21 protein-coding genes, 1 tRNA gene and 2 pseudogenes are annotated in these 26,098 nt (G+C 59.4%); 16 read left to right on the top strand and 8 right to left on the bottom strand.

Translation table 11 applies throughout. The features are described from left to right. Nucleotides 1-3 precede the first annotated feature (3 nt). Nucleotides 4-915: a MerR family transcriptional regulator gene (locus HG264_RS05415; RefSeq protein WP_169406698.1), complete on the bottom strand. Its 912-nt coding sequence runs from the start codon at nucleotides 913-915 to the stop codon at nucleotides 4-6. Then, nucleotides 912-1,871: a DUF523 and DUF1722 domain-containing protein gene (locus HG264_RS05410; RefSeq protein ID WP_169406697.1), complete on the bottom strand. Its 960-nt coding sequence runs from the start codon at nucleotides 1,869-1,871 to the stop codon at nucleotides 912-914. The genes HG264_RS05415 and HG264_RS05410 overlap by 4 nt, the downstream gene beginning before the upstream one ends. 135 nt (nucleotides 1,872-2,006) lie before the next feature. Between HG264_RS05410 and HG264_RS05405 the strand changes: the two genes are divergently transcribed. Further along, on the top strand, nucleotides 2,007-2,765 hold the full coding sequence (locus HG264_RS05405) for an EAL domain-containing protein (RefSeq protein ID WP_218573045.1): 759 nt from the start codon (nucleotides 2,007-2,009) through the stop codon (nucleotides 2,763-2,765). A gap of 19 nt (nucleotides 2,766-2,784) precedes the next feature. Here HG264_RS05405 and HG264_RS18800 read toward each other — a convergent pair. The 3 genes and pseudogenes from HG264_RS18800 to HG264_RS05395 all read right to left on the bottom strand — a co-directional run. Further along, nucleotides 2,785-3,231: pseudogene (locus HG264_RS18800) on the bottom strand (methyl-accepting chemotaxis protein); the annotation flags it as partial. A 102-nt stretch (nucleotides 3,232-3,333) separates the two neighbouring features. Then, nucleotides 3,334-4,017: pseudogene (locus HG264_RS18795) on the bottom strand (PAS domain-containing protein); the annotation flags it as partial. Nucleotides 4,018-4,424: 407 nt separating this feature from the next. Beyond that, nucleotides 4,425-4,877 carry a PAS domain-containing protein gene (locus tag HG264_RS05395; protein ID WP_169406695.1) on the bottom strand — a complete coding sequence of 151 codons (453 nt, stop codon included), beginning with the start codon at nucleotides 4,875-4,877 and terminating at the stop codon, nucleotides 4,425-4,427. Between the two features lie 220 nt (nucleotides 4,878-5,097). Between HG264_RS05395 and HG264_RS05390 the strand changes: the two genes are divergently transcribed. From HG264_RS05390 to fdhE, 15 genes are all read left to right on the top strand, one after another. Continuing rightward, nucleotides 5,098-6,066, top strand: a complete 969-nt coding sequence (locus tag HG264_RS05390) for a MerR family transcriptional regulator (protein ID WP_169406694.1) — start codon at nucleotides 5,098-5,100, stop codon at nucleotides 6,064-6,066. 87 nt (nucleotides 6,067-6,153) lie between these two features. Further along, a complete protein-coding gene (locus tag HG264_RS05385; protein ID WP_169406693.1) occupies nucleotides 6,154-7,101 on the top strand; it encodes a cation diffusion facilitator family transporter in 948 nt (315 codons plus the stop codon). A gap of 76 nt (nucleotides 7,102-7,177) precedes the next feature. Beyond that, on the top strand, nucleotides 7,178-7,579 hold the full coding sequence (locus HG264_RS05380; RefSeq protein WP_169406692.1) for an antitoxin Xre-like helix-turn-helix domain-containing protein: 402 nt from the start codon (nucleotides 7,178-7,180) through the stop codon (nucleotides 7,577-7,579). Next, nucleotides 7,573-8,274, top strand: coding sequence for an RES family NAD+ phosphorylase (locus HG264_RS05375; RefSeq protein ID WP_169406691.1), 702 nt, complete (start codon nucleotides 7,573-7,575; stop codon nucleotides 8,272-8,274). Before HG264_RS05380 ends, HG264_RS05375 begins: the two co-directional genes overlap by 7 nt. 121 nt (nucleotides 8,275-8,395) lie before the next feature. After that, on the top strand, nucleotides 8,396-9,661 hold the full coding sequence (locus tag HG264_RS05370; RefSeq protein WP_169406690.1) for a cation:proton antiporter: 1,266 nt from the start codon (nucleotides 8,396-8,398) through the stop codon (nucleotides 9,659-9,661). A gap of 42 nt (nucleotides 9,662-9,703) precedes the next feature. Further along, nucleotides 9,704-10,492: an exodeoxyribonuclease III gene (gene xth, locus HG264_RS05365; protein WP_169406689.1), complete on the top strand. Its 789-nt coding sequence runs from the start codon at nucleotides 9,704-9,706 to the stop codon at nucleotides 10,490-10,492. Between the two features lie 119 nt (nucleotides 10,493-10,611). Further along, nucleotides 10,612-11,073 carry an HPF/RaiA family ribosome-associated protein gene (locus HG264_RS05360; protein ID WP_169406688.1) on the top strand — a complete coding sequence of 154 codons (462 nt, stop codon included), beginning with the start codon at nucleotides 10,612-10,614 and terminating at the stop codon, nucleotides 11,071-11,073. A gap of 110 nt (nucleotides 11,074-11,183) precedes the next feature. After that, on the top strand, nucleotides 11,184-11,615 hold the full coding sequence (locus HG264_RS05355; protein ID WP_169406687.1) for a DUF1810 domain-containing protein: 432 nt from the start codon (nucleotides 11,184-11,186) through the stop codon (nucleotides 11,613-11,615). 90 nt (nucleotides 11,616-11,705) lie between these two features. After that, nucleotides 11,706-12,221 (top strand): hypothetical protein, encoded by a 516-nt coding sequence (locus HG264_RS05350; protein ID WP_169406686.1) that lies wholly within the window; start codon nucleotides 11,706-11,708, stop codon nucleotides 12,219-12,221. A 39-nt stretch (nucleotides 12,222-12,260) separates the two neighbouring features. Next, the gene (selB, locus tag HG264_RS05345) at nucleotides 12,261-14,204 is read left to right on the top strand and encodes a selenocysteine-specific translation elongation factor (protein ID WP_169406685.1); all 1,944 of its coding nucleotides are present in this window, start codon (nucleotides 12,261-12,263) and stop codon (nucleotides 14,202-14,204) included. Between the two features lie 12 nt (nucleotides 14,205-14,216). Beyond that, nucleotides 14,217-14,312 (top strand) — tRNA-Sec (locus HG264_RS05340). 147 nt (nucleotides 14,313-14,459) lie between these two features. After that, nucleotides 14,460-17,522 carry a formate dehydrogenase-N subunit alpha gene (gene fdnG / locus HG264_RS05335; protein ID WP_169409016.1) on the top strand — a complete coding sequence of 1,021 codons (3,063 nt, stop codon included), beginning with the start codon at nucleotides 14,460-14,462 and terminating at the stop codon, nucleotides 17,520-17,522. A gap of 12 nt (nucleotides 17,523-17,534) precedes the next feature. After that, nucleotides 17,535-18,470 carry a formate dehydrogenase subunit beta gene (gene fdxH / locus HG264_RS05330; protein WP_169406684.1) on the top strand — a complete coding sequence of 312 codons (936 nt, stop codon included), beginning with the start codon at nucleotides 17,535-17,537 and terminating at the stop codon, nucleotides 18,468-18,470. Continuing rightward, nucleotides 18,467-19,168, top strand: a complete 702-nt coding sequence (locus tag HG264_RS05325; protein WP_169406683.1) for a formate dehydrogenase subunit gamma — start codon at nucleotides 18,467-18,469, stop codon at nucleotides 19,166-19,168. The genes fdxH and HG264_RS05325 overlap by 4 nt, the downstream gene beginning before the upstream one ends. A 35-nt stretch (nucleotides 19,169-19,203) precedes the next feature. Continuing rightward, entirely contained in the window at nucleotides 19,204-20,094 is an 891-nt protein-coding gene (gene fdhE, locus HG264_RS05320) for a formate dehydrogenase accessory protein FdhE (protein WP_169409015.1), read from the top strand. 46 nt (nucleotides 20,095-20,140) lie between these two features. Here the strand turns inward: fdhE and HG264_RS05315 are convergent, their stop codons facing one another. From HG264_RS05315 to HG264_RS05305, 3 genes are read right to left on the bottom strand one after another with little or no spacing between them, the layout of a single operon-like run. Next, nucleotides 20,141-21,592, bottom strand: coding sequence for an efflux transporter outer membrane subunit (locus HG264_RS05315; RefSeq protein ID WP_169406682.1), 1,452 nt, complete (start codon nucleotides 21,590-21,592; stop codon nucleotides 20,141-20,143). Next, nucleotides 21,585-24,773, bottom strand: a complete 3,189-nt coding sequence (locus HG264_RS05310) for a multidrug efflux RND transporter permease subunit (protein ID WP_169406681.1) — start codon at nucleotides 24,771-24,773, stop codon at nucleotides 21,585-21,587. Before HG264_RS05310 ends, HG264_RS05315 begins: the two co-directional genes overlap by 8 nt. Next, nucleotides 24,770-25,957 carry an efflux RND transporter periplasmic adaptor subunit gene (locus tag HG264_RS05305; protein ID WP_169406680.1) on the bottom strand — a complete coding sequence of 396 codons (1,188 nt, stop codon included), beginning with the start codon at nucleotides 25,955-25,957 and terminating at the stop codon, nucleotides 24,770-24,772. The genes HG264_RS05310 and HG264_RS05305 overlap by 4 nt, the downstream gene beginning before the upstream one ends. Nucleotides 25,958-26,098 lie beyond the last annotated feature (141 nt).

Below are 26,098 nucleotides of genomic sequence, written 5' to 3'. Positions count from 1 at the left end.
ACCTCAATGGTTGTCGGGTGGGCTGAGCCGCTGCAGGCAATGCAGTGCAGCGAGCGGACTGTCTGCGGCGTGCAGGGCGGGCAGATCCTGCAATGCATGGCGGTGAATGCTCACGGCCTGGCCGCATAGCAGGGTGCATGACCGACTGGCCCCCAGCAAGCGCTTCAGATAGGCCAGGTCAACAGCTTGATCACTGAATAGCAGCAGTGCGCAAGGACGGATTCGCTCTGCTGTGAGCGTAATATCTTCAGCCGGAACGGGGTACTCAAGCACCCGCACTGGGTAACCAGCACTGCTTGCCAACCAGGCGCATATCCATAGGTTCGGCTCCATGACGCGCTCCGACAGGTTCAGCATCAACAACGGCGCACCGCTCAACAGCCGGTTCCCGTGGTAAATCCGGGTGCTTAGCTTGTTGCGCAGCCAGCACAGAAAAAATACCTGTTCCACGCGAACACTGCGCTGGGCGTTCCAGCGCGACTGCAGCTGCGCTATCAAAGGAGAGAGCAGGTGCTCGCATAACGTTTCCGAGGGATAAAGGGCGAACGCCTGGTTGCATAACTCGTCCAGCCGGCGCTCGGCAAGCTCTTCGATGCACGTCAGCCATTCACTCAGTTGTTCATCCCATAAAGAGTTCAGCGCTGGCTCAAACGGTGAGTCTTGTAAAAGGGGTTTCACCTGGCCGACCGCTACGCCGCGCTGGAGCCAACCGAGCACCTGGCGAATCCGGGTGATATGTTCCGCGTTGTACAGGCGGTGGCCCTTGGGAGTGCGCTCGGGCTGAATCAGCCCATATCGGCGCTCCCAGGCGCGTAGAGTCACGGGGTTCACGCCGGTCTGGCGGGCCGCCTCACGGATCGGCAACACGTCATCGGCCAGCTGGGAGCCGCTGCTGGTACTCTGTTGTGTGGTCACAGTGCGTTACGCAGGCTGAGATCTTCAGGGTGCGGCTGCAAATACACCTGCCGATCAATATAGCTATCCGGGTGCCTGCGGAAATGGTGTTTGATCAGGGTGATCGGCACGACCAGAGGTACTACTCCTGTGCGGTACTGCTCAATCAATTTCCCAAGCTCCTGCTTCTCCGGCGAGCTGAGCGCGCGTTTGAGATAACCGGACAGATGCTGCAGCACATTGCTGTGGCTACCACGGCTGGCGGGCTGCTTCAGCGCAGCCATGAGCTGGCTGAAATACCGTGGCGCAAACGCCTCCAGCGGTATGGAGGCGCTTTGCGCGACTTCGCGTCCGAGTTGCCGGTATTGTTGGATGCAGGTTGCCATGAGTTGATACTTGTAGCGCTCATGGAAGGTAATCAGTCCACGCCGCGTCAGGCCGGCTCGTTGTAACCGTTGCCATTCGGCATAGGCGAAAACGCGGGTGATGAAGTTTTCACGGAGTACCGGATCGTTCAGTCGACCGTCTTCTTCGACCGGCAGATCCGGGCGCGCACGCATCAGCGCTGCGGCGAACAACCCGCGACCCCCACCATCAGCGGGTTGCCCGTTATCCTGATATACCTTGACGCGCTCCATGCCGCAGGAAGGCGATTTCTGCATCAGGATATAGCCGCAGATGTCGTCAAGCTGCTCAGCGGTCTGCGTGCCGAAGGTGGTGAGCGCGTCGGTCACATCAAGCGCGCGGTTGACGCTGCCCAACGCCTGTGGACTGGCCGGATCGCCAACCAGGCGTATCGGTTCCCGCGGCGTGGCAAGGCCTATCGCCTGCTCGGGGCAGAACGGTGTGAACTCAAAATGGCGGGCCAGGACATCGCTGCACAATCGCGATTGCTTATGGCCGCCGTTGTAGCGCACAGGGTGTCCTAACAGGCAGGCGCTTATGCCGATCTTGATAGCGTCTCGGGTGACGGCCATGATTGTCCTCCTTATACGTACTTCGTATGTTGTACATGTTCTGAGAATACAATTAATATTGTACAAGTCAATGCGCCTGTACAAGAATATGTAGAGGTTTCGCATCATTCAACTCTTATACGGATATTCGCGCTCATGACCCATCAACCTTCGACAAATCCCTGCCAGGCCTGCCGTGATGGAAAGGCCCTGGGGTTTGATTTCAGCATGGCGTTTCAGCCGATCGTTGATCTACGCGACAACAGCCTGTATGCCTACGAGGCGCTGGTGCGTGGCACCGACGGCAGCGGCGCTGCGGCAGTGCTCGGGCGGGTCAACGAACACAACCGCTATGCCTTCGACCAGGCGTGCCGGATCAAGGCAGTAGAGCTGGCTGCGCGTCTCCAGATGCCCTGTATGTTGAGCATCAATTTTTTGCCTAATGCGGTTTACCAGGCCGCGACCTGTATTCGCGCGACCCTGGCTGCTGCGCGACGTTTCGGTTTTCCCACCGAAAGGATTATTTTCGAGATTACCGAGAGTGAGGAGTTGGTAGACAAGGCGCACTTGAAGGACATCGTCACCGAGTATCAGCGGCAGAAGTTCAGGACGGCGATTGATGATTTTGGCGCCGGTTATTCAGGGCTCAATCTACTCGCCGAGTTTCAGCCGGACATTATCAAACTCGATATGGCGCTGGTGAGAAACATTCATACGCATCCGGTCCGCCGGGCCATCGTGCAAGGAATACTCGGCGTATGCCAGGCGCTGAATATCGATGTTATCGCCGAGGGGATCGAGACGGTGGGAGAGCTGTGTGAATTACAAAGCCTGGGGGTTCATCTGTTCCAGAGTTATCTGTTCGCCCGTCCGGCTTTCGAAGCGTTGCCTGAGGTAGCCTGGCCGGCATCCTGATGCCGGCTGACTGCATGACTCAGCGGGGATGGTCGAGGGTCTGGGCGAATTGACCGATGGCTTGCACTACTTGTTGGGCGCCCAGATGGATGTCGAGAATCACTGACCCGGCCTGATTGACCAGGCTCACGCCTTGTTCCGCCTTGAGTGTGCCCGACTGCATGCTGCTTTCCGCTCGTCTGGCCAGCTCGCGGTTTTTACCCACTACCTCGGTGATCGCTACGGTTGCCTCGCTGGTACGCCGCGCGAGGTTGCGTACCTCTTCGGCGACCACTGCGAAGCCTCGCCCTTGTTCGCCAGCGCGTGCCGCCTCGATAGCGGCATTCAACGCAAGCAGGTTGGTTTGTTCGGCAATGCCACGAATCGCACCGACGATGCTGCCGATCTCTTCTGATTGCACGCTCAGCGCGCTGATGCCTTCGGCTACCTGGCGCAGTTCATCGGCGATGCTTTGTACAACGGTAACGGTTTGCTGGACGACTGCGCTGCCCTGTTCTGCATGGGCGTCAGTCTGCCGGGAGGTATCGAAGGCCAGTTGCGCTGCTTGCGTTTCAGCTTCACGCTGCGCGACCTGCAGAGTGATGTCAGTGGCAAATTTGACCACGCCATAAAGCGCTCCCTGCGCATTGAACAGTGGGTTGTATGTCGCCTGCAGCCAGACCTTGGCACCATATTTATCGAGGCGTTCGAAGAGTCCGGAGCTGTACTCGCCGCGGTTGAGGCGGCCCCAGAATGTCCGATACGCGTCACTCTGCACTTCGTGCGGCTGACAGAAGATCCGATGGTGCTCGCCGCGAATTTCTTCCAGCCCGTAACCCATTACCTTCAGAAAATTGGCGTTGGCATTCACGACATGACCTCCAAGGTCGAATTCGATAAGCGCCATGGACCGGTCAACTGCCTGAACATAACTGGACTCACTTTGCGATCGCAATGTGCGCTGGGTGACATCAGTAGCCACTTTGATGATGCGCTGCACTGCGCCGTTTGCATCACATACCGGAATATAATTGGCATCCAGCCAGAGTTGGCGCCCGTCGCTTGCTTGTCGCAGCACCAGCTGACTAAAGCATTTTCCCGCTCGCAGGCGCTGCCATAAATCGGCAAATTCACGGCTGTGCGCATAGGAGGATTCGCAAAGCCTGGCGTGGTGCTGGCCACGAAGCTGATCCAGGGAATAGCCCACCATGGCGAGAAATCTCGGGCTGGCATCGAGCACCATGCCGGAAGGACTGAACTCGACAATCGCCATGGCATTGCGTAGAGCGGCCTGTTCGTCCCGGCGCGCTGCCAGCTGGGTCTGGCTATTCTCTAAGGCGTCGTTCAGTTTGCGAATGCGAGTGAACATGATGGGGCTCCGTGAAACGTTCCGTGTAAGCAGGCTATCCATGCCGAAGTCGGCGTGAGCGTACTTACGTCCTAAGTTGTACAAATAATCACATATGTACAAGAATAGGTAAAGCCTTCCCTGGATCGGAGGTTGTACAGATTGCCGGCATTGCTTATTGGCTGAGAGGCAGCCTGGGAATGGCAAGAGCGGTGAGAGCAGCAGGGTGCCGCGAAGAGATGACATCGCCCGCTATGCGAAGCGGTATCGTTGCGGCAGGATCCGATGAGCACAGCATTGTGTGAGGAGGAAGCAGGGGGCGTTCCGTCCTGTCAGGCTTTATTTTGCAGCTGCGCCAGCTGGTGCTTCAACTCGGCGACCTCCGCTTCGAGCTCGCGCACTCGATTCTGAGTCTCGACTTCAGTGCTCACATCTCTCTGAATGCCAATGAAATAGGTGAGCTGGTCAGCCTCGTTGAAAACCGGGGTAATCGACAGCTCGTTCCAGAAGGCGGTGGCGTCCTGGCGGTAATTACGAAGGACCTGGCGGCACGGATGGCCATTCTGAATGGCTTCGCGAATCGCAGCCAGACCGGGTTGGTCTCGGTCACCGTTCTGCAGAAAACGGCAGTCCTGATAAAGAATGTCATCGACCTGGTAGCCCGTCAGGCGCTGAAAGGCAGGGTTGGCATAGATGAGGATATTGTCGTCGCCTTCCTGTTCGGCTACTACGATGCCGTCATTGGATGCCTCTACTACCCGTTGCAGCAGTTTTGCGTTGATCATTCTTTCCACCCCGGTATGTTTGGCGCCATTCTAGAACATCCTGGCCTGAATCCGGACTTCTCGAAAGCGCTTAGGCAGGCATTATTCCATTTTCTTCCGGTCTGGGCTGGCTAAATGCCTTCATTACTGGCGGCTCGCCAAGGGTCTGAGGTTATATTGCCTGGCGAGGGAGTTTTGCCGCGTTACAATGCCGTCTTTCATTTGTTGCGTTGTCCTGTCCATGACCAAACGAGCCGAGCCTGTGTCTGACCCTATCGAGCACTCTGCCACTGATGAACTGCTACCGATTCGTGAAGTGGTGCGCCTGACGGGCGTCAATCCGGTGACACTGCGGGCATGGGAGCGGCGCTACGGGCTTATCCAGCCGGTCCGGACCGAAGGCGGGCATCGGCTGTATTCGCGGGAGGATGTCGAAAACATTCGCAGCATCATGTCGTGGACCGAGCGCGGCGTAGCAGTGAGCAAGGTGGGCAGTCTGCTTGCACGCAACAAACCGGCTGACTCAATGACGCAAGCCAAGCCACTGGTCGGTGGCCCCGCGCTCGGATTGGCGCGTGACGAATGGAGCGAGTGGCAGGCGTGTGTCGCACAAGCTGTGGCTGTCTTTGACGAAACCCGTCTCGAGCAAGTGTACGGTCAGCTTTTCTCTACCTACCCGGTCTCGATGATATTCGAAGAGGTATTGTTGCCCGTGTGGCGGGAGCAAATGCATCAATCCGGCTTCGGTCAGCTGAGTCAGTGGCTGTCTTACGATGCCTTTCTTCGTGCCCGCGTTCTGCAGCGTCTGCAATTGGGCCGGCGCACCGCAAACGGTTGTGTGCTGCTGGCAGCCTTACCCGAGAGCTGCCCCGAGCTGGAGCTGTTGGTAACGGGGCTGTTATTGGGCGCAGATGACGGCGCGGTGCGGGTGTTGCCCGCCGGCCAGCCGCTTGATGAGCTGCCGCTGGTATGCCAGTCGATTCAGCCCGAGGGGCTGGTCCTGTTCGCCCCGGTTCCACCCAACGCCGCATTGCTGCGGCAAATAAACAAACTGGCGTTGGCGGTTGATTGCCCCTTGGCACTCGCTGGCGTCGGCGCCGAACTGGCTGAGGAACAGCTCAAGAGTTCACCCATCGCCAATCTCGGCAGCGAGAGTCGGCTCATGCGTAGCCGGTTGGCGCAGTTCCTGGCAGGGCGGCTCGATACCTGATTTGTTCAACTGGGAACAAACGCAGGCTCCGCTTGACGCTTCATCAATCGGCTGGTTCCAATGGGTTGAGCCCAGCGGAGTCCATTCATGTCCAGCCATAGTCACAACGCCGACCACAAACATAGCCATAACCATAGCAGCGGCATGACGTTGATGTTTGCGCTGCTGTTTACGACCGGCTTCGCTGTCGTAGAGGTGGTTGCTGGCGTTTTGGCCAGTTCATTGGCGCTGCTATCCGACGCAGGCCATATGTTTACCGACTCGCTGTCATTGGCCGTAGGGGCTTTCTCCGCCTGGCTTGCGAGCAAGCCCGCGTCACGCGCGCATTCCTTTGGCCTGCAACGCGCCGAGGTATTGGGCGCGCTGTTCAATGTGCTGTTCATGTTTGTGGTGATTGCCGTCATCGCTTTCGAGGCGATCGGGCGCATGCGCGACACGCCCACAGTCGATGGCGGTACCGTGTTACTCATTGGTGGTCTGGGTTTGCTGGTGAATATCATTGTTGCCTGGGTACTGATGCGCGGGGAGCAGACCCTCAATGTACGCGGAGCGCTAGTGCATGTGATGGGCGATCTGCTGGGCTCGGTTGCAGCTGTTGCCGCGGGCGCGATCATCTGGTTTGGCGGGCCGAGCGTCATCGATCCGATACTGTCGCTGGTCGTCTGCCTGCTGATCCTGATATCGGCGATCCGCTTGCTCGGCGTGGTGATTCGCGTGCTGATGGAAGGCGTTCCGCACGGTGTTAATTCGCATGAAGTCGAACAGGTACTGGCTGAGGTTGACGGGGTGATTGCGGTGCATGACCTGCACATCTGGAGCTTGTCTTCCACCAGCCATGCCCTGGCCGCGCATGTTGATCTCGAGCACATGCCTGACTGGCAGACGGTTTTGCCCCAGATGCAGGCCTTGCTGAGCGAGCGCTTTGGTATAGAGCACTGCACCTTGCAGCCGGAGGATGCACAGATCCGGCGTGATTGTGCGGTGGAACACAACTGCGGTGCAGGAGTGCAAAGGGGCTCGGGTCACAGCCATTGATTGCAGGTATTGCGTGTTTGCAGATACAGGATCATGGGCGTAGTATCTCCAGATACATTCTTCTCAGGCTTGTCACATGCTTAATACAGCCACCGTTTCTGCAGATAGAATCGCTGCCGCGACCGGACTGCGTACGGCCGTGACCATTCTCGACAAGTGGGGCGCCACGGGGGAGCAGGGCGAGGCAATATTGCGCGTCTCGCACAGCACCTACGCCCGGGCCAAGCGCAAGGACGGTCTGCAATCGATCAACCTGGATCGGGATCAGCTAACGCGGGTCAGCTTCGTGCTGAATATTCATGCAGCGCTGCGCACGGTCTTTGATAACCCCGATAACCTCTACGGGTTCATGCGGATGCCGAACGACAATGCATTTTTCCTTGGTCGCTCTCCACTTGAAGTCATGGGTGGCGGCGATATGGTCGCGGTGTATGAAACCTTCAAGCGAATCGACGTCCTGCGTGGCAGCCAGTGGTAGCGGTCAGCAGCTTGCCGGTATTGCCGTCGCAGTCAGTCCGCGCTTATCGGCTGGTCAATTCCAAGTTCCCACCTATAGCGATTTTTGATGACGTGGCCAGCGCCGAGGAATTCGAGGATCTGTACGCGCTACAGGCACTCACCAATCCGCGCATCCAGAACCAGACAGGCAACCTGCAATTGATCCCGCGCAGCGAGATTCCCTTCGGAGTGCCCGGGTGCTCCTACGCCGCTGCGCCTTTTACCCACGTGAATCCGGAAGGCTCGCGTTTCAGCGATGGCACCTTCGGTGTGCTGTACCTGGCAGATCGGGTCGAAACCGCGATCGCCGAGGTCAGACACCACCAGCAAGCCTACTGGTCCCGCGTGCCGGACTTGCGTTACGAACGGTTTGTGTTCCGAGCACTGACCGCACGATTTGATGAAGCGGGATCGGTGGATGCGCTGGGTGTGCCGCGCACGGATCCGATCTACTCGCCCAACGATTACGCCGCGTCACGCCTACTGGGTCGTGAGGCAAGGAACGCCGGTGCCACAGCTATCCGTTATCACTCGGTTCGTCAGCCGGATGCAGTTTGTTGGGGACTGCTGACACCCAGGCAAATCTCATCCATCGTTCAGACCGCGCATTACGAAATGATCTGGAGCGGAGAGATCGCCGCGGTGCATAAGCTATCGACTTTCATGCCTGGATAGCGGCACTCAGCATGCGTTTCGGACGTGCCGACAAAGCGTCGAAACGGAACGGCGCTGACTCCATTTCGGAACTTCCCTGGCACGACGGCCTCGCAAGGATATACGCATTCAAGGGCCGGTCATGGAGCAACTCAACCTTTCTCTTGCTGTGATGGGCGCAACGGCGGTCGGCATCGCTCTGATGTCTTCGGCGCTCAAACGAAGCCCTGTAACCGAGTCGATTCTGGCCATGGGGGTTGGTATCGCGGTGGGACCCTACGGGCTGGCATTGCTGGATCTGTCCAGATGGGGCGACGATACAGCGATACTGGAGCAAGCGTCGCGGCTGACCCTGGCGATAGGTCTGATGGGTGTCGCGCTGCGGCTCAAACGGGAAAGCCTGAAGGTCCTGCTGAAGCCCATGATGTTACTGCTGACCGTGGTCATGCTGGCAATGTGGCTGACGTCGTCATTGCTCGCGGGCTGGTTGCTGGGATTGCCGTTATGGGCGGCGCTATTGTTCGGCGCTGTGGTTACGCCAACGGACCCGGTCGTGGCGAGTACCATCGTGACCGGCAAGTTCGCCAAGACACACCTGCCGCTGCGTATACGTGACGGCCTGTCGCTGGAATCCGGTGCGAATGACGGCCTGGCGTATCTGTTTGTCATGCTGCCGGTTTTCATGCTGACGCTTGCGCCAGGCGAGGCGTTGTCCAGGTGGCTGGTGCAATCGATCATTATCGGCGTTGTGTTTGCCAGTGTGCTGGGTGTGGTCATCGGTTTTGCCGCAGCGAAACTGCTTTCACTGGCCGAGCACCATGGTCTGGTCGACAAGACCTCGCTGCTGGGTTACACGGTCGCGTTTTCCTTGTTCGCGTTGGGTCTTGCGGAGCTGCTCAAGGCGGACGCAGTGGTCTCTGTATTCCTGGCGGGGCTGACGTTCAATCTGTTCAGCGACAAGAGTGACGAGCATGAAGAAGAGAAAATCCAGGAGGGCGTAGCAAAACTGTTCACGCTGCCGATGTTCGTGATTTTCGGCATCGCTTTGCCCTTCACGGAGTGGGCCGATCTGGGTTGGCCGCTGCTTGCACTGACGATCCTGGTCCTGCTGTTGCGTCGTCCGCCGGTACTGCTGCTGTTATATCCCGCTCTCAGGCGATACTGGGCCGTACCGGACGTGCGTTTCATTGGCTGGTTCGGCCCGATCGGTATCGCTGCCATCTATTACGCCAGCCTGGCGCACAAGCACATGGGCGAGCCGCTGTTCTGGCACGCCTCCAGCGCAATCATTTTTGCGTCTATCCTCGTACACGGCGTAACCGCTGCGCCTTTGACACGTCTGTATGCACGCCATGCTGGCATACCCCCTGAAGGCAGCCGTGTACTCAGCAGGCGTGATGCCGAATAACTGGCTGCACAACAGTGATCTCGAATCCAGGAGGGCGGGTCCGTGAACAAGCTGAAAATTGCGACTTTCAACATAAACGGTATCCGGTCGCGCCAGGACGCCTTGCTGGGATGGCTTGAGAAGGAATCGCCCGATGTCGTTTGCCTTCAGGAACTGAAGGCACCTGATGAGGACTTTCCCATCGATGCGATAAACGACGCGGGTTATGGCGCCATCTGGCATGGACAGAAATCCTGGAACGGGGTCGCGATTCTTGCCAAAGACGCGGACCCGCTGGAAACCCGACGCGGACTGCCGGACGACCCGGATCCCAGCCAGAGCCGGTATATCGAAGCTGCTGTTCACGGTGTGCTAGTTGGCTGTATCTATCTGCCCAACGGCAATCCCCAGCCAGGCCCGAAATTCGATTACAAGCTGAAGTGGTTCGAGCATCTGATCGGGCATGCGCAGGGACTGTTTGAATCCGGGCATCCTGCGGTGCTTGCGGGGGATTACAACGTCATCCCGACGGATTTCGATATCTACAATACGCGCTCCTGGAAGAAGGACGCGCTGTTGCAGCCGGAATCACGCGAATGCTATCAGCGCTTGCTCGACCAGGGCTGGACCGATGCGCTGCGCGCGCTTTATCCGGAGGAGCGCATCTATACCTTCTGGGATTATTTTCGCCAGCACTGGAAAACCAATTCCGGTCTGCGCATCGATCACCTGTTATTGAGTGCGGACCTGGCACCGAAGCTGGTCGATGCGGGAGTGGACCGTTGGGTCCGGGACCTGCCCAAGGCCAGCGATCATGCGCCTACCTGGATCGAGCTGGGTCTCAAACATTAAGCACCGGGTCAGCCAGTTGAGGTGGGGTCAGAAGAGATTTGACCAGCACGCTGAACCTCGTGGCTGAGTCCAGCTCCAACTTAATAGCAGTTCATGTCACGTCACATCAGGAGCCGTATATGCAAGTTCAGGTCAACAGCAATCACATCGAAGGCAGTGCTCAGCTGCAGGAATGGGTTGGTTCGACAGTCGTAGAGCAGCTGGAGCGGTTCGAGGAACTGCTCACGCGGGTCGAGATACATGTGAGTGATGAGAACGCCCAGAAGGGCGGAGCGCAGGACAAGCGGTGCCAGATCGAGTTTCGCCCCAAGGGCCACCACTCCATGTCGGTATCGCACAAGGCGGAGTCGCTGCATCTTGCAGTCGAGGGTGCCGCAGCCAAGGCGCGCCATGCGCTTGAGCATCTGACCGGTAAACTCGATGCGCGGCCTGTCAGCTCGCGGGAACTGAACGATCCGTTAGCTGAAGAGGGCACGCAGGCTACACAGGATGCCTTGCTGCAGGAGGAGTTTCTCGCCAAGCAGGGAGAGGAAGGTGTAGAGCCCGACGATGACGCCGAGCAGGACACTCCGAAAAGCTGATCCCTCCGGGCGTAGCCTGCGGGCTACGCCATGTATCAAACAATCCATTAACTACAAGCAGACCATTCTCTGCGATTCGCCCATCGATTGATTCAACCGAAGGCCAATCCATGAACGATCCTTATCGACTACAACGCTTCGTTGATGCCCAGCAGCCCGTATATGAACGCGCCCTGGCTGAGCTGCGGGCGGGCAACAAGCAAAGCCACTGGATGTGGTTCATTTTTCCGCAGGTAGCCGGTCTCGGCCACAGCGATATGGCGCAGCGTTACGCTGTTTGCGGACTGGATGAGGCGCGGGCCTATCTGGCGCACCCTACACTGGGGCAACGGCTGCTTGAATGTTGCCAGGCCGTGCTGCAGCACATCGGCAGCTCACCCCGCGCTATCCTGGGTTCGCCGGATGATATGAAGCTACGCTCGAGTATGACGTTGTTTGATAGAGCAGCGCCGCAGTGTGAGGAATTCAGGCTGGTGCTGGACGGTTTTTATGACGGCAAGGATGACGAAGCGACACTCCATCTACTTGAACGGATCGGTTGATAGCGGGGCCGGGAGCGTTGATCCGGTGGTAGGAACTTGCCTCGCGGCCCGGCTTCTAAGCTGTTTCACTATGAGCACAGAGTCAGGACCATGATTGTTACCCCCGATAGTCCCAGGCACAACGAGACCGAACGAGAGAAAGCCATCTTCGTTTCGCCGAAGGACCGGCTGGATTTCTATCGAAACGAGATTCATAACGAGGCAGGCAATCTCTCTGCCCGGACCAACTCCTATCTGTCCGCCCAATCGTTCCTGGTGATCGCTTATGGCTCCTGCATGGCCAATATGAATCCCGATTGGGGGCCTATATTCACCCTTGTGGTACCGCCGACGCTGGCTCTGCTCGGGCTGCTCAGTTCGCTCAACGCCTGGCCTGGTATCAAGGCAGCCTGCGATATCATCGACCACTGGTATGTAAAACAGAACAGCCTGCTGAACAGCGAACCAACGATCGGACAGGTATATGATGAAACCCCGTTGTTTTCCGACTGGGAGTCAGATTTCAAGGGGCAGCGCAAGTCGCTGCTGTTCTCCATGCGATCGCCGTGGCTATTCGCCGCGTTCTGGCTGTTTTTCGGTTCGTTCTCGATCTGGCTGCACCTGTGAGGCCAACTTGCCTGACACGGAACCGTTGAGGAGAGAAGCGTGATTGTAGGTACCGCCGGCCACATTGACCACGGCAAGACAGCCTTGCTGCAGGCATTGACCGGCGCCCGGGGTGATCGCCGGAGAGAGGAGCGTGAGCGCGGCATCACCATCGATCTGGGCTACGCCTACGCCGACCTGGGAGCTGAGCAACCCTGCGGTTTTATCGATGTGCCGGGGCATGAACGGTTCGTGCATAACATGCTCGCAGGCGCCAGCGGTATCGATCTGCTGCTGCTGGTTGTTGCCGCCGATGATGGGGTCATGCCACAGACGCGCGAGCACCTTGCCATCGCCGAGCTGCTTGGGATTCCGCAAGCTTTAGTGGCGATAAGCAAGATCGACCGTGTCGAGCCCGCTCGGGTTGATGAGGTTCAGCGTCAGGTTTCCACGTTACTGTCTGCCGGCCCCTATGCCGGGGCCAGGCAATTTCCGGTATCTGCGTTACGAAATGATGGAATAGATGCGTTACGCAGCGCACTTGCCGCCGAAGCACAGCGGGCTCATGAGCGCAGCCAGGCCGGACATTTCCGCCTGGCCATCGATCGCGTATTCAGCGTTGCCGGTGCCGGGGTCGTGGTCACCGGCACGGCATTCGCCGGCCAGGTCTGCGTGGGTGATGAGCTTAAGCTGAGCCCATCAGGCAGAACAGTCCGCGTACGCGGACTGCACGCACAGAACCAGAAGGTGGATCAAGCCCATGCAGGTCAGCGCGTGGCGCTGAATATCGTGGGTGAACGCGTAACCGTGCAGCAGATCCACCGGGGCGAGTGGCTTGTTGCGCCGGCCTTGCATGCGCCGGTTACCCGACTGGACATCCAGCTTGATCTGCTTGCGAGTGAGACGAGAGCGCTGCGGCATTGGTCGCCGGTGCATATTCACCTGGGCGCGCATGATCTGACGGGGCGGGTAGCGCTGCTGCAGGAGCAGTCGCTTGAACCCGGTGGCAGCACATTGGCGCAACTGGTACTGAACGCGCCGACACATGCTGTGCATGGTGATCGGCTGGTGCTGCGCGACCAGTCGGCACAGCGCACCATTGGCGGCGGTCAGGTGCTGGACCCCTTCGCACCGGCACGCCATCGGCGCACGCCTGAACGGATCGCCCAGTTGCAGGCATTGATCGCCGGCTCGCTGGAAAGCGCTTTTCCTGCCTTGCTGGAGCAATCGCACCAGGGGCTCGAACCCTGGCGTCTGGAGCGTCAGTTCAACCGTCCCGCGAGTAGTTGGACGTTACCGGCCGGTGTACTGGAAGTGACAACGCGCCAGGGTCCCCGGCTATTCAACGAGCCTGCGTGGCAGGTATTGCAGAATGAGCTTGAAACCAGCCTCGGCCAGTTCCATGAGGAGCAGCCAGACGAACTGGGCCCGGATCGTGATCGCCTGCGCCGTTATGCCATGCCCGAGCTGGAGCGGCCGGTATTCGTGGCACTGCTGGAGTCACTGCTTGGCTCCGGGCGTATCGAGGCCAGCGGCCCCTGGCTGCATCAGCCCGGGCACAGGGTACGTCTCACCGAAGATGAAGAACGGCTGCAGGCGCAGATCTGGCCGTTACTGGAGGAGGGTGGGTATGATCCGCCCTGGGTGCGCGACCTGGCGCGAGCCCTGGAACGGGAGGAAAGCGAGGTCCGCCTTCTGCTGCGCAAGCTCGCGCGGCTCGGGCAATTGCAACAGGTGGTGAAGGACCTGTTCTATCCCGACAAGACGTTGCGTAGCCTTGCAGCGGTGACGATGGAACTCGCCAAGCGCAACGGCGTCATAGCCACAGCTGAGTTTCGTGACCAGATCGGTATCGGTCGCAAGCGCAGCATTCAGCTGCTTGAGCATCTCGACAGGATCGGCCTGACCAGGCGGGTCGGCGACCTGCGCAAGATCAGGCCGGACAACGCGCTGGCCACATCTGATGTTTCCACTACACTCACGACCAGGGTCACTGGTCGCTGAGCAGCAGCATATGGAAGGCATTCGCGTCCGGTGGCGCGGCCGGGCTTCAAACCCGGTTGGGGGCGGCAGCCGTTCCCGGGTGAGTTCGACTCTCACTGCCTTCCGCCATTCCTGGAACGGCGGAACCAAGCACAGACGAAGCAGTCAACAGTTTGAGCTAGTTCTCAGTCTGCGCCGTAGAAGCGCGCCGGATTGGCCGTCCAGGCACCTGGTCATGGACGGTTGATCACAGGTATCAAGGAGACATCCGTGTCCGTGAACGTATCCAGACGAACTTTTCTGAAGCTAGGAGCAGCGGGTCTGGGCGCATCGAGTATGGCGATGATGGGGTTCGCCCCGGATGAAGCCGTCGCGTCTGTCCGCCACTTCAAACTCTCCGGCTCCACAGTCTCGCGTAATATCTGCACCTATTGCTCGGTGGGCTGTGGCATGTTGCTGTATTCACGCGGCGACCGAGCCATCAACGTCATCGATCATATCTACCATGTCGAAGGCGACCCGGATCATCCGGTCAGCCGCGGTTCGCTGTGTCCGCGTGGCGCAGGCGTACTCGACTTCATCAACAGCGAATCCCGGGTCAAATACCCCGAGGTGCGTGACCCCTACAGTAATGAGTGGCGGCGCATCAGCTGGGACGAGGCGCTGGATCGCATCGCCCGACTCATGAAGGATGACCGGGATGCGAATTTCGAGACCCACGACGAACAGGGTCGGCTGGTCAATCGCTGGATGACAACGTCGATGGTAGCTGCCTCGGCGACAACCAACGAAACCGCCTATATCACGCAGAAGATCACCCGGGCACTCGGCATTCTCAAGCTGGACAACCAGGCGCGCGTTTGACACGGACCAACGGTGGCAGGTCTTGCCCCAACATTTGGTCGCGGTGCCATGACGAACCACTGGGTCGACATCCGCAATGCTGATGTCATCCTGTCCATGGGCGGCAACTCTGCAGAAGCGCATCCTGTGGGCTTCCGCTGGGTCATGCAGGCCAAAAACCAGAACAACGCGATACTGATCTCGATTGACCCGCGTTATAACCGCACCACAGCGGTGGCGGATCATCACGCGTTCATTCGGACCGGGACGGACATCGTGTTCCTGGGTGGCTTCATCAGTTATCTGATCGAGAACAACCGCTTCGCGCAAGAATATGTACGCGAATACACCGATGCCAGCCTGATCGTTCGCGAGGGTTTTGGTTTCGAGGACGGGCTGTTCACCGGCTATAGGCAGCAGGATCGTGTTTACGACCGCGAGACCTGGAACTTCGAAGCTGATGAGCAGGGCTTTGCTCGCTCAGACCCGACGCTGCAACATCCTCGCTGCGTATTCCAGTTGATGCGTCAGCACTACAGCCGGTACACCCCTGAGCAGGTCGAGAATATTTGCGGCATGAACAGGGAGACGGTGCTCAAATTGTGGGACCTGATGGCGCAGACCTCCGCGCCTGACAAGACCATGACCATCCTGTATGCACTGGGTTGGACGCAGCACTCCATCGGCTCGCAGATCATCCGGTGTGGCGCCATGGTCCAGCTGCTGCTGGGCAATATGGGCATGCCCGGTGGCGGGGTGAACGCGTTGCGCGGCCACTCCAATATCCAGGGCCTGACCGACGTCGGGTTGCTGTCAAACCTGCTGCCCGGGTACATGAATCTTCCTTCCGCCGACCTGCAGGACTACCAGTCCTACATGCAAACGCGCGTCAAACAGCCGCTGGTAGAAGGTGAGGTCTCCTACTGGAAGTACTACGAGCGGTTCTTCGTCAGCCTGATGAAGGACTGGTATGGCGATGTGGCGACCGCAGAAAACAACTGGTGTTACGACTGGTTGCCCAAGTTGTCCGAACCCATCTATGACGTGCTCTACGCCATCAATGACATGACCGAGGGCAAGGGCAACGGTGCGTTCTGCCAGGGGTTCAACATTCTCGCGGCGTTCCCGGACAAGGCGAAGGTGTTTGAGGGACTGTCCAAGCTCAAGTACTTCGTCATCATGGATCCGCTGACGGTGGAAACCGGCGAGTTCTGGAAGAATTTCGGCGAATACCATGATGTGGATCCGTCGCAGATAGGTACTGAGGTGTTCCGTTTGCCGACTACCTGCTTTGCTGAGGATGATGGCTCGATCACCAACAGTTCGCGCTGGCTGCAGTGGCATTTCAAATCTGCGCCGGGCCCCGGCGAGGCCATGACCGACACCACCATCATGGGCGCCCTGATGCTGCGGTTGAAGAAGCTTTACCAGGAAGAGGGCGGTGCCTTCCCCGATCCGATCCTCAACCTGAGCTGGAACTACAAGAATCCGGCTGCGCCTACGGCCGATGAGCTTGCACAAGAGTACAACGGCCGGGCACTGGAAGATGTGCTGGACGAACAGGGCAACCTGCTTCGCCCGAAGGGTCAGCAGCTGAAGGATTTCAGCGAGCTGCGCGCTGACGGCACCACCGCCTGCGGATGCTGGATCTATTCAGGCGCATGGCCGGAGGAAGGCAACATGATGGCGCGACGGGATAACTCCGACCCTTACGATACCGGCAATACCCTGGGATGGGCGTGGGCCTGGCCGATGAACCGGCGCTTGCTCTATAACCGCGCTTCGGCGCGGCCGGATGGCACGCCCTGGGCGCCGAACAAGGCGTTCGTGTGGTGGAACGGCGAACGCTGGGTAGGCGCCGACGTGCCTGACTTCCCGCTTACTTCGCCGCCTTCTGCCGGAGTTGGGCCTTTCATCATTACGCAAACCGGTGGCGGGCACTTCTTCGCTTGCGAATGGCTGAATGAAGGACCGTTTCCCGAGCATTACGAGCCGCTGGAATCGCCGATCAACCGTAACCCGATGAGTCCGAACAATGCGCTGGCGATGAGCAATCCGATCGCCCGAGTGTTCGAGCGGGACCGGGCAAACTTTGGCAGCAATGAGGAGTTTCCTTACGCGGCGACAACCTATCGGCTGACGGAGCATTTTCACTACTGGACCATGCACTCGCGGCTGAATGCGATCGCGCAGCCCGAAAAGTTTATCGAGATGAGCGAGGAGCTCGCCGAAGAGCTGGGCATTGCAGTAGGCGAGAAGGTGCGGGTCAGCTCCAAACGCGGGTTCATCCACGCGGTGGCGGTGGTGACCAAGCGGATGAAACCCATGCAGGTGGATGGCAGAACGGTCCATCACATCGGCATTCCGATCCACTGGGGCTTCAAGGGCGTTACCAAAAAGGCACATCTGACCAATACGTTGACGCCCTTTGTTGGTGACGGAAACACGCAAACCCCGGAATTCAAGTCGTTCCTTGTGAACGTCGAGAAGCTATAGAGGAGATGCCGAATGCGAGGTGATCAAATTAACCTGCAGAACGTCATCGCTCGCTCGGCGACGACGGTGCCTTCTCCACAGGTTCGCCACGGTGGCGTGGAGAAAGTCACCAAGTTGATTGACGTATCGGTGTGTATCGGCTGCAAGGCCTGCCAGGTGGCGTGCTCGGAGTGGAATGATCTGCGGGATGAAGTAGGCGAATGCGATGGCACCTACAACAACCCGCAGGACCTGACAGCCGAGTCATTCGAGGTGATGCGGTTCTCCGAATACGAGAACGAGCAGGGCAATCTGGAGTGGTTGATCCGCAAGGATAACTGCATGCATTGCGCCGAGCCGGGGTGCCTCAAGGCGTGCCCGGCGCCGGGTGCAATCGTGCAGTACGCCAACGGTATCGTGGACTTCAATTCCGAGCATTGTATCGGCTGCGGTTACTGTGTGGCCGGTTGTCCCTTTGATATCCCGCGGATCTCCAAGAAGGACAACAAGGCGTACAAATGCACGCTGTGCTCGGATCGGGTCTTCAATGGTCTGGAGCCGGCCTGCGTCAAAAGTTGCCCGACCTCGGCGATCATGTTCGGTACCAAGGAAGACATGCTCGACTATGGTGCGGGTCGGGTGGAGCATCTGCAGGAACGGGGGTATGCCAACGCCGGGATCTATGATCCGGCTGGCGTGGGCGGTACCCATGTCGTTTACGTGCTACAGCATGCCGACAAGCCCGAGATCTACAGTGGCTTGCCCAAGGACCCGCATATCAGTCCTACGGTCGAGCTGTGGAAGGGGGTCACCAAACCGATCATGTCGGCATTGCTGGGCGCTTCGGTACTGGCTGGCTTCTTCCATTACATGATCAAGGGGCCCAAGGAAGAGCCTGAAGATGACCCCGATCCCGAGAAGGCAGAGCGGGCGCGCGAGTTTGATCGTCGTGAGGAGGACCGGCCATGAGACAGTCCAACGTCAACAGGGGCATCCTGCGTTACGGCTGGTGGTCGCGTACCAACCACTGGATTGTCGCGATCTGCTTTGTGTTGCTGACGCTGAGCGGGCTGGCGTTGTTCTATCCGGCGTTTTTCGGGCTGACCGCGCTGTTTGGCGGGCCTGAACCGACGCGGATAGTGCATCCCTATATCGGCGTGTTCATGACGCTGTTTTTTCTGATTCAGGCGGTACGGTTCTTCACCGAAAATCTGTTTCGCCGCCACGATGTGCAGTGGATGAAGCAGATGCCCGACATGCTCAATAACCGGGATGACCATCTGCCTCCGGTGGGCAAGAATAACGCCGGACAAAAGGCCGTGTACTGGATTTTCCTGCTGACGGTGCCGATTCTGCTAGTCAGTGGGGTGGTACTCTGGCGGCCGTGGATAGCGGATGGCATGCCGATCTGGGCGTTGCGTTGGGCAGCGATGATTCACGCTCTCACAGCCTTTGTCGCCATCATTACGCTGGTCATCCACGTGTATTCGGCGATCTGGGTAAAGGGTTCGGTTCGCGCCATGACACGAGGGCGTGTCAGTCATGCCTGGGCGCGGCATCACCACAGGCTCTGGTATGACGACGTGGTGAATAACGGCGACCCTGATGGTCAGACCGCACCGCAGGCCAGAACAACCGCAACCACCCAACGACCCAAGGAGCCGTAGTGAATCATACATATGGAAATGCACCCACTGGCATCATGGATCCGCCCTCGGTCACCCTGGCCGGGGCAGATCTGTTTCAGAAGCGCGCCACGCGGCTGCGCGAACTGGTGGTTCAGGTGCCGGCTCTGGATGAATTTCTGGAATTCATGGCCCGTGTCGTCCAGGCCCAGCATCAGGTTCTGACCGACAAGGCGCCGGGCTGGAAACCAGCCCCGGATGCATTCGACGAAGCACTGAAGCACGGCTTGCCTCCGTTGGGGTATCAGGCATTGCTGCGCGATGTGCATTGGCAGGGAGATCTGTCCGCGTTGCTTGAAGGCGTTGAGTTTCACATCGGCCAGCGGCAACGGCCCTTGCTGGAATCTCTGCGAAGCAAAACAGCTGATGAGCTGGATGCGCTGGCCGTCAACGTGCTGGAAGCGCGTTCCGGTTCGCACGAAGAGCGGCCGCTTATGCCGCTCGTCGCGGCCGCGCTCCAGGTAACCTGGGTGCGGCTGGCTCAAGCCTTGCCTCGCGCGCCGGACAAGCCCGCGGTTCAAGCCGAAGCGCTATGCCCCACCTGCGGTTGTCCGCCGGTAGCCAGCGTCATACATGGCGAGCAATATCGTAGCGGTGTGCGCTATCTGCATTGCAGCCTGTGTGCGACCGAATGGCACCTCGAGCGGGTCAAATGCAGTCTGTGCGGGGAGGGCGGCCAGTTGATCTATCTCGGGCTGGATGATGAAAATGGCAAGCCTTTCCTGCCGATTCAGGCCGAAGCCTGTGACCATTGCGATCATTACCTGAAAGTGGCACTGCGTGAGCAGCATGGCCGGGCCGATCCGGTCGCCGACAATCTGGCCAGCCTGGCGCTGGACCTGATGCTGGCCGAGGAAGGCAAATACTCGCCCAGCGGCTATAACCCGTTGTTGATCGTCGGAGACTGATCCCTCACCTCTGGCGTAGCGCGCCTGCGCTACGCCAGAGCTTTGTTTACTCCGGCAGCTGTCTCGGCGCCGTCGTCCCGCCCCCCAGCGCTACGTAAAGCTCGATCAGGTTCTGCACCTGCGCGCGTTTGATCTGAACGTAGGCCTGTTCTGCCTGGAACAGGTTGCGCGACGCATCCAGTACCTGCAGATAATTCACTACGCCCTCGGCGTAGCGGTCTTGCGCCAACTCAGCGATCTCTCGTAGTACCTCGACATTTTCTTCCTGCGCAATCAGTTGCTCTGCCAGAAATTGCCGGCCGGCCAGCGCATCGGATACCTCTCGGAAGGCGGTCTGGATGGCGTCTTCGTATTCCGCAACAGCGATGTTTTCGCGCGCCTGGGCCACCGTGAGGTTGCCGCGGTTTCGGCCGAAATCGAACAGCGGCAGACTGATAGTCGGTCCGATGCTCCAGGTTTCGTTGTCACTGTTGACCAGCCCATCCAGTTCGTTCGAGGCGTAGCCGAAAGTACCTGTGAGCGAGATCTGCGGGAAAAATGCAGCGCGTGCGACACCGATGTTGGCGCGCGCGGCGCGTAGCGACTCTTCGGCGGCAATGATATCCGGCCTCACATACAGCAGATCGGAGGGCAGACCGGCGCGCAATGTGGTTTCGCTGATCTGTTGGGTCAGTGGCAACGGGTCGGGCAAGGTGCGTTCGATCTCCGTGCCGACCAGTTGCACCAGGAAATTACGTTGCTGGGCCTGGGTCAGCCGTAGCCCCGCCAGCTCGGTTTCAGCCTGGGTCAGCAACGCGCGGGCCTGATTCCAATCCAGTGCCGAGGTGATGCCCGCATCAAGACGCACCCTGGCAATGCGCAGGCCGTCCCGGCGACTCTCGACCGTGGCCTCGGCGAGTCGGATACGCTCTTCCGCCTCGAGCAGTGCCAGATACGTCGACGCGACATCGGCGATCAGCGACAGACGGAATGCCCGCTGCGCTTCAAGCGTACCCAGATACTGCGCCCGCGCAGCTTCAGTCAGGTTGCGTACCCGTCCCCAGAAATCCAGTTCAAATGCCGAAACGCCCAGCCCCAGCGAATAACGCTCGACGATGCCCCCGCCGGCACCGGCAGCCGCGCCGGGTGCAGTCGGCGGCGTCGCCCCGCCAGTACCCGCGCCGGTCGGAAAGCGACCCCGGGTCGCTTCAGCATTCAGACCCAGCGTGGGATAGCGGCTCGCGCCCTGGACTCGATAGAGACCGCGCGCTTCTTCGATACGCTCGATGGCGACTCGCAGGTCGCGGTTATGTTGCAAGGCGGTGCTGACCAGATGCCGCAGACGCGGATCGGTAAAGAACACTTGCCAGGCGATATCACTGGCGGCGGCTTCGCCCCGTTCAGGCGCATACACCTTGGGATAAAGCGCTGCCGTCGGTTGGTCGGGGCGTTGGTGCTCCGGCGCCAACTGGCAGCCAGCGGTCAGCGCGATCAGCAGAGCAGTGCAGGTTTTATTCATGCGCTGGCTGCTCCTTGTCGCCGTCGGCGTTGCCCTCATTGTTCTCATTGTCGGCATCGTCCCGCGCGCCGAGCGGACGCTTGCGGCTCAACCAGCGCCGAACCGCCATGTAAAACAGCGGGATATAGAACAGGCCCAGCAGCGTCGCGACAATCATCCCGCCCATGACACCGGTGCCCACCGCGATCCGCGAAGCCGCGCCGGCGCCACTGGATAGCACCAGCGGTAGCATGCCAAGAATGAAAGTAAGCGAGGTCATCAGTACCGGGCGGAAGCGCAAACGTACTGCACTCATCACCGCATCAATGAGCGATTTGCCGCGTCCTTCCTCTTCGATGGCGAACTCGACAATAAGAATCGCATTCTTCGCCGACAGCCCGATGATGGTCACCAGACCGACGTTGAAGTACACATTGGCAGGCAAATCTCTGAGCATGGCGAACAGGATCGCGCCAAGGCCGCCAAAGGGCACCACAAGCAACACGGCAATGGGGATGGTCCAGCTTTCATACAACGCCGCCAGCACCATCAGCACGACCAGTAGCGACAACCCGAGCAGCATGCCCACCTGGCCCGAGGCTTGCTGTTCCTCGTAGGATGCGCCCGACCATTCATAGGCGAAGCCGGCGGGCAATTGCTCCGTCAGCTGTGCCATCTCATCCATGGCTTCGCCGGTGGTATGCCCTTGCGCTGCGTTGCCCGAGAGCGTTACGGCGGGATAGCCGTTATAGCGCTGCAGCTGAATCGGACCGAGGGTCCAGCTTGCATTGGAAAATGCGCCAAAGGGCACGTTTTCGCCTTCGTCGTTCAGCACCTTAAGATCGAGTACGTCCTCGGGCGTCATGCGGAACTGTGAATCCGCCTGCACAAGAACCTGTAACACCCGGCCATCGAGGTTGAAGTCATTGGCGTACGCGCTGCCGAAGGCTGTGCCTAAAGCGGTGTTGACGTCATTGATCGACAAGCCCAGGGCGCGGGCCTTGATCCGGTCGATATCCAGCCGCAGCTTGGGCGCCTCATCTGCGCCTTCCGGGCGAACGCCTTCCAGAATTGAACTCTCACTCGCCAGGCCAAGCAGCTGGTTCCGTGCGTCAAGCAACGCCTTGTATCCATTGCCGCCGCGGTCCTCCAACTTGAAGGAAAAACCACCCGATACGCCAAGGGCAGGGATGGACGGCGGATTCAGCGCGAATACCTGGGCCTGCTTGATCTGTGAAAAGGCGCCCATCGCCTTGCGTACCAGAGCCAGCGAGCTTTGCTCTTCATCCGGCCTGTCAGACCACGGAGTGAGGCGCACGAACGCCATGGCATGCGCCTGGCCCTGGCCGAAAAAGCTGAAGCCGAACACGCTGACCACATCCTCAACGGTGGGTTGGTCGGCATAGAACGCCTGTACCTGTTTGACAGCCGTGGTCGTGCGCTCAATCGTGGAGCCCGGCGGGGCCTGAATGACGGTCATCACCGAGCCCTGATCTTCATCGGGCAGAAAGGCGGTGGGCATGCGCACAAAGAGCAGGGCGGTCAATGCCAGCAACGCAATAAAACCCAGCAAAAATATCAGCGGATGGGCCAGCACGAAACCGACACCGCCGTGGTAGCGCTCGGTCATATACGACATGCCGCGGTTGAAGGGAGCAAAGATCCGTTTGCTCCAGCCAGGCTTGTCCTTTTCATTCTCTGCCGGCTTGAGAAACGCAGCGCACATGGCGGGCGTCAATGTCAGTGCCAGCAAAGTGGATATCCCGACTGCGATGGAAAGCGTGACGGCGAATTGACGATAAATTCCGCCCGTGGAACCGGGAAAGAACGCCAGCGGCACGAATACCGCGATCAAGGCCAGGGTGGTGCCGATGATTGCCGCCGATACCTGACCCATCGCTTTGACTGCGGCCTCGTAAGGGGGCAACCCTTCTTCATCCATCAAGCGCTTGACGTTTTCCACGACCACGATGGTGTCATCCACCAGCGTACCTATCGCCAGCACCAGTCCGAACAGGCTGAGCAGGTTGATGGAAAAACCCAGCAGCCAGAGCCCCAGGCAGGTACCGATCAGTGTGATGGGGATGACGATGGTCGGAATCAGCGTGGTGCGCCAGCTCTGCAGAAACACCAGCATTACCAGCACCACCAACCCCATGGCCTGAACGAGGGTCAGCAGCACCTGGCGAATGGAGGCTGATATGAACGGCGTTGAATCGAAGGGTACCGTCCAGTCAATGTCTTCAGGAAAGCCGTTTTCCAGCTCCCGCATGCGCTGTTTGACGGCTTCGGCGGTATCCAGCGCGTTGGCGCCGGGAGCAAGCTGCACGGCGAGGCCTGCGGCCGGTTGCCCGTTCAGCTCACTGCGCGCCGTGAAATTCTGCGCGCCCAGTTCGACGCGGGCAACGTCCTTGAGTCGAATCACCGAGCCGACACTGTCGGCGCGCAGGATGATCTCGGCAAACTCATCCGGGTTACTGAAGCGCCCCTGGGTCTCGATGGGCGCGTTGATCTCGATGTTCTCGCTGAGAGGCGGTTCGCCGAGGGAGCCGCCGGCTGCCTGGCTATTCTGTTCGCGGACGGCGCTCATCACTTCGGCCGCCGAAATACCGAAGCTCGCCAGCCGGTCGGGATTCAGCCAGATGCGCATCGCGTAGGGCGTATAGAACTCGCGGATATCCCCGACGCCCTGGACCCTGCGCAGCTCACTGATGATATTGGTAGTAGCGAAATGACCAAGCTCCAGGCTACCCATGGTGCCGGTCTTGGACACTAACGCGACGATGAGCGCGAAACTCGATGAGGCCTGGTAGACGCGTATGCCCTGACGTCGCACTTCCTCCGGCAAACGTGGCTCCACGCGGCTGAGCATGTTCTGCACTTCCATCTGTGCGACGTCGATGTCAGTGCCGGCCTGCAACGTGAGGGAGATGGACGCCGTGCCGTTCGAGCGGCTGGTCGAGTCCATATACAGATAACCCTCGACGCCGTTCAGCTCCTCCTCAATGACCTGGGTGACGTTGGTTTCCAGCACCCCGGCATCTGCGCCAGGATAGGTCACGTTGATGTTAAGTTGGGGCGGGGCGATCGAGGGGTACTGTTCGACGGGCAGGGCACGCAGGGCAAGGATTCCCCCGAGCAGAATGCCCAACGCAATGACCCAGGCGAATACTGGCCGGCGTATGAAGAATGTCGGCGTCATTGCGCGGCAGCCTCATCCTGCGCCGGCGCACCCGACTCTCCACCCGCACGGGGTGGCTGGCCGGGGTCGTAGGGCTCCGGCGTTACCGGCGTACCGGGCCGGGCCTTCTGCCAGCCTTCGACAATGACTGTTTCGCCGCGCTCGAGCCCTTCCCGGATGATCCACTTGCCGTCATACATGCTGCCGGTTCTTACTTCCCGCGATTGCGCGACATTTTGCTCGTCCACGACCATCACGCTGGCACCGCGCTCGCTCATGATCACCGCGCGCTGCGGCAGGAGAATACTGGCGAGGCGCGTTCCTACTTCTACCTGAGCTTCCACAAACTGGCCGGGCAGCAACAGGCGATCCGGGTTCGGGACCTGGGCCCGTACCGCAACGGTGCCGGTAGCCCGGTCAATCGACATGGCCAGGAAGTCTACGTAACCGGCGTGCGGATACGGCTCACCGTTTTCCAGCACCAACTGGACCGGAACCTTGCCTTTCTCCGGCATTTCCAGTGCACCTGAAGCGATCTGGGCGCGCAGCGAGAGCAGGTCGGAGCTCGATTGCGAAAAATTCACGTAGACCGGATCGAACTGTTCGACGCGGGTCAGCAATGTACCGTTGGCCGCGCTGACCAACGCGCCGACGGTTACCTCGGCGCGCCCTGCCACACCGTCTATGGGTGACTCGACACGGGTATAGCCGAGGTTGAGTTCCGCTGTCTCTACGGCTGCCTCGGCCTGGGACACATCGGCGCGCGCTGTACGCAGGCGTGCCAGCGCTGTGTCGTATTCCTGCTGGCTGATCGCCTGTTTGGCAACCAGACCCTCGTACCGTTTCACATCCTGGGCAGCATTAGCGGCCGTGGCTTTAGCGCGGTCGAGTGCTGCCTCGGCTGAATTGAGATTGGCCTGCATTTCCCGTGGGTCGATCTGGAACAATTGCTGCCCGGCTTCGACGTCTGTGCCTTCTTCATACAGCCGCTTTTGAATAATGCCGTCGACCCTGGCGCGGACTTCAGCGACAGCTATGGCTTCGACTCGCCCTGGTATTTCAACGACGTTGGCGACCGGCTGGGTTTCGACAGTTACCACCGATACCGTGGGCGGTGGTGGTTCGGGACTGGTTTGTTCTTCGTCGCAGGCGACAAGGAAAAGCGGGGCAAAACAGAGAATCAGGCGCTGGGGCAGTGACTGCATTGACGTCTCTCTTGTGATTATTCCGCGACGGAAGTCTTATCGAGGTATCTAATCTCGACATCGCGCCGCGCGCGTGGGTTCCTGATTGCCAGCCATTGGCTTCGCCCGCCATGCGGCAAGGCTTGGCCGGGTGGTATCATC

The sequence above is a fragment of the Pseudomonas sp. gcc21 genome (assembly GCF_012844345.1).
Taxonomy (GTDB): Bacteria; Pseudomonadota; Gammaproteobacteria; order Pseudomonadales; family Pseudomonadaceae; genus Halopseudomonas.
This window is presented reverse-complemented; position numbering and strand designations above follow the sequence as displayed.

Bases quoted from the DNA above. Each gene is read 5' to 3' on its own strand.
- HG264_RS05315 (WP_169406682.1), bottom strand. From the start codon at position 21,592: ATGAATAAAACCTGCACTGCTCTGCTGATCGCGCTGACCGCTGGCTGC.
- HG264_RS05310 (WP_169406681.1), bottom strand. From the start codon at position 24,773: ATGACGCCGACATTCTTCATACGCCGGCCAGTATTCGCCTGGGTCATT.
- HG264_RS05370 (WP_169406690.1), top strand. From the start codon at position 8,396: ATGGAGCAACTCAACCTTTCTCTTGCTGTGATGGGCGCAACGGCGGTC.
- HG264_RS05395 (WP_169406695.1), bottom strand. From the start codon at position 4,877: ATGATCAACGCAAAACTGCTGCAACGGGTAGTAGAGGCATCCAATGAC.
- HG264_RS05325 (WP_169406683.1), top strand. From the start codon at position 18,467: ATGAGACAGTCCAACGTCAACAGGGGCATCCTGCGTTACGGCTGGTGG.
- HG264_RS05410 (WP_169406697.1), bottom strand. From the start codon at position 1,871: ATGGCCGTCACCCGAGACGCTATCAAGATCGGCATAAGCGCCTGCCTG.
- HG264_RS05385 (WP_169406693.1), top strand. From the start codon at position 6,154: ATGTCCAGCCATAGTCACAACGCCGACCACAAACATAGCCATAACCAT.
- HG264_RS05350 (WP_169406686.1), top strand. From the start codon at position 11,706: ATGATTGTTACCCCCGATAGTCCCAGGCACAACGAGACCGAACGAGAG.
- HG264_RS05405 (WP_218573045.1), top strand. From the start codon at position 2,007: ATGACCCATCAACCTTCGACAAATCCCTGCCAGGCCTGCCGTGATGGA.
- HG264_RS05390 (WP_169406694.1), top strand. From the start codon at position 5,098: ATGACCAAACGAGCCGAGCCTGTGTCTGACCCTATCGAGCACTCTGCC.
- HG264_RS05360 (WP_169406688.1), top strand. From the start codon at position 10,612: ATGCAAGTTCAGGTCAACAGCAATCACATCGAAGGCAGTGCTCAGCTG.
- HG264_RS05355 (WP_169406687.1), top strand. From the start codon at position 11,184: ATGAACGATCCTTATCGACTACAACGCTTCGTTGATGCCCAGCAGCCC.
- HG264_RS05380 (WP_169406692.1), top strand. From the start codon at position 7,178: ATGCTTAATACAGCCACCGTTTCTGCAGATAGAATCGCTGCCGCGACC.
- fdhE (WP_169409015.1), top strand. From the start codon at position 19,204: ATGGATCCGCCCTCGGTCACCCTGGCCGGGGCAGATCTGTTTCAGAAG.
- HG264_RS05305 (WP_169406680.1), bottom strand. From the start codon at position 25,957: ATGCAGTCACTGCCCCAGCGCCTGATTCTCTGTTTTGCCCCGCTTTTC.
- fdxH (WP_169406684.1), top strand. From the start codon at position 17,535: ATGCGAGGTGATCAAATTAACCTGCAGAACGTCATCGCTCGCTCGGCG.